At 35.5% G+C, this 2,962-nt stretch carries 6 protein-coding genes; all 6 read right to left on the minus strand.

Features of this window, described 5'->3' with window-relative positions:
• Positions 1 to 98: 98 nt before the first annotated feature.
• A complete protein-coding gene (locus tag BAQ44_RS17040; protein WP_071722507.1) occupies positions 99 to 335 on the minus strand; it encodes a hypothetical protein in 237 nt (78 codons plus the stop codon).
• Between the two features lie 20 nt (positions 336 to 355).
• Positions 356 to 532, minus strand: a complete 177-nt coding sequence (locus BAQ44_RS30880; protein ID WP_161491760.1) for a hypothetical protein — start codon at positions 530 to 532, stop codon at positions 356 to 358.
• Positions 533 to 535: 3 nt separating this feature from the next.
• Entirely contained in the window at positions 536 to 823 is a 288-nt protein-coding gene (locus BAQ44_RS17045) for a hypothetical protein (RefSeq protein ID WP_071722509.1), read from the minus strand.
• Positions 813 to 1,043 (minus strand): hypothetical protein, encoded by a 231-nt coding sequence (locus BAQ44_RS17050; protein WP_071722511.1) that lies wholly within the window; start codon positions 1,041 to 1,043, stop codon positions 813 to 815. Before BAQ44_RS17050 ends, BAQ44_RS17045 begins: the two co-directional genes overlap by 11 nt.
• Before the next feature lie 253 nt (positions 1,044 to 1,296).
• On the minus strand, positions 1,297 to 2,064 hold the full coding sequence (locus BAQ44_RS17055; protein WP_071722513.1) for a rolling circle replication-associated protein: 768 nt from the start codon (positions 2,062 to 2,064) through the stop codon (positions 1,297 to 1,299).
• Positions 2,065 to 2,285: 221 nt separating this feature from the next.
• On the minus strand, positions 2,286 to 2,450 hold the full coding sequence (locus BAQ44_RS30885; RefSeq protein ID WP_161491761.1) for a hypothetical protein: 165 nt from the start codon (positions 2,448 to 2,450) through the stop codon (positions 2,286 to 2,288).
• Positions 2,451 to 2,962 lie beyond the last annotated feature (512 nt).

A 2,962-nucleotide genomic window follows, 5' to 3' on the forward strand; every position in this document is an offset into this window, starting at 1 on the left:
TATATCCCTCATTAGTTCTCCCGCCGTTTTTCCCGTTTCCTTTGCAACATATTCCAAATACAATATGTCACTTTCCCTTAGGCTTACAGAACGCTTCTTCATTCTGTAACGTACATCCAATAAAATCCTTCTTGCGAACCTAAAATACTATCTAATTCTTGATAGTTTTGTTTTAATTCCTCATCAACCGCAAGAAATTCTGTCACTTGAGTTTTCATGAATTTATGCAATTCTTTAATCTCCGCTCTTTCCTCATCACTAAGAGAAAGATATGCTTTCTCCTTTAATACCCCAATCAATTTCTCGCTACGCATAATCATTTGTCCAATTCCCATTCTAATTCCCTTCTTTCCATTTATTTTATTAAGGCTTCATCCTTTGAAATTTCTCTTCTAAGTGCTTGCTCTGTATACTTTGTCATTGATACGTTCTTTTTCTCCGAAACCTTCCGCACTTTATCCTTTAACGATTTAGGAATACTTGCGGTTATAGTTTCTTTACGCTTCTTTATTTTCCGCTTTATTTTCGTCACGAACTATTCCTCCTTGGAGGTTCTTTTTACCCTTTTCTTCTTAGCAATACGCTTTTGTTCTTCATTCGCTTGCTTTATTGCACTAGAAACTAAATCCTCTGTTTCTTCCGGTGGTTCTTCACCTTCTCTACGCATTCTTTGGAACTCCAATTCCTCCATTTTATGAATGTATTCATCTATCAACATACAAACCGTGGAATTCATTGATGCTCCTGTTTTCTCCGTAATTTCTTTAAACCGATCATGTTGTTCTCTTGGTAGTGAAAATAACTTTTTAATCTTAGTTACCATTGTTTACCCCTAATAAAGTTTGTCGTACTTGCCCTAACATCCAAACAGTTTCATTAACCGAGGAATCGTATTTCTGAACTTCTTGTAAATCAGAATGAACCTTCCTAACTTCGTTATACAACATAGCCTTCTGTCTTTCTGTATGTGGTTGTCTTCCTAATGCATTCCAGCGACTAACTAAATCATTCGCTTTTTTTCTTAATTTCACTACATGTTGCATATAAACACCTCTTTTTATATACTTTGTATATATTTTATATATACTTTTTATATACATTATACATATTTTTATTATTTTGTATACCGTATTACCAAGGAACTATAAAAATCGAGAGTCTGTAGGAAAGGCTTTTTGTATATAAATACCCATTTAAGGGTCGGTATCTAATTCACAAATAAAGAGCCGAAATACACGATAAAATAAGAAAAGAGAGGTTGTCATCCCTCTCTTTGTGTTATAATCTCTATATAATTTAAAATTGTCTTTTGAAGTTGTATTCCGCATATAATACATCTTCATCACTAAGCTTACTCTTATACGCATTTGAGTAGGCTTTTTTTATTCCACGAGATTCTATGTACTTCTCTATATACTCCAGAGCGTTCTTCCCTATCAATTCCCGTGGTCGTTCTAAGTTCTTAGAACATTGGTAACTTTTCTTTCCTATCAATCTTTCATCCGCATCTTCTTTGGTCATATACTTAATTACATACGCCCCGATATTGTCGACATGATCAATACTATTGATTCGAATAAATCCATTACCCCACCACTTCTCTAACTTTTCATGTGGGATATAAACCTCTATATCTAATAAAACATGATAATGAATAGCACCTCGGTTTTGAAACTCAATTACCGCTATATACTTAAAGTCCCCTAAGTTCCGTTTTATATTTCTAATGAACCGCTTGAACTCCTTATTAGCCTTATCTAAATCGGTCATATTCTCTTCAAAGGTCAATGTAAGGAACTTTGATTTACTACCGAAATTCGCCAATGCTAGACGTCTTAACGTATTCCTAGCCCTAATATTACTCTTTGCTCTTGAATCCATTTTTTCGCCTAGTAAAGTATCATCTAACGATTCAACCGAAACATTTGTAACCGCACTTCTTTTAGAAGTAGATTGCAAGTTTCTCCAAATAGTTTCGGGGTATTTATACACTTCTACCACATTACCGCTAACTATGACTCTAACGTCATAACCGATGGGTTTAGACTTTGGTGTCTTAAACACTTCGCACCCTCCTTCCTGTCTAAAATAAGGCTTCTCATTGGTATACTACCGCCTTTCATTCACTATGTTCATTCCAGTTGCTGTCTTCCTACGCATTCGCTCCGGTCGACTATCAAACATATAAAAACCTTTTTAGGAATAGTGGTCAATCAAAAATTGACGCTTTAGTGAGACTACAATCAAGTTAAATAGCTTCACTTCGTTTCGCCCGTCTCACTTCCCTAAATCTGTTCCTTCTCTTGTAAATACTTAATAGCTATATCAATCGCTTTTCCTTGGCTCAATCCCTTTTCTTTCTTCAGCTTTTCTAGTAAAGCATCCGTTTCTGGTGCTATCATAATAGTTTTCTTAATTCTAGCTTCAGAAGCCTTTATAACTTTAGGCATAAATACACTTCCTTTCTTTTTTGATTTACCGTATATAAAAACATGATAACATCAAGGTTTGTAGCTTGTCCACTAATATAAAAAAGAAGCTACTCTATCAATGGAATAGCTTCTACTCTTTATACGTAATCAATCATTGACGACAAGCAACACATCCGTGTTTCTTAGCCAATGCCCCACTCCTTCACTCGCTAACGCTCAAACAAGGATTGGCAAGCCATAACAGGCTAACACGGATTAACTTGTCGTAAATGAACCGCTGCGCTTTGATTACTTAGCGCACACCCTCTATATACCTTTTCAAACCGATCACCTAAAACCAAAAGTTCCATACCTTCATACCCGTGTCACTAGGATACCGACTATTTACGGGGTTCTCTATTAGATTTAGCGTTCCTGTATCTTTCCAAACACTAACTTATACTTCTTTACTTCTCTTTCTAATATATCCCTCATTAGTTCTCCCGCCGTTTTTCCCGTTTCCTTTGCAACATATTCCAAATACAATATGT

The sequence above is a fragment of the Bacillus mobilis genome (genome assembly GCF_001884045.1).
In the GTDB taxonomy this organism is placed as follows: Bacteria; Bacillota; Bacilli; order Bacillales; family Bacillaceae_G; genus Bacillus_A; species Bacillus_A mobilis.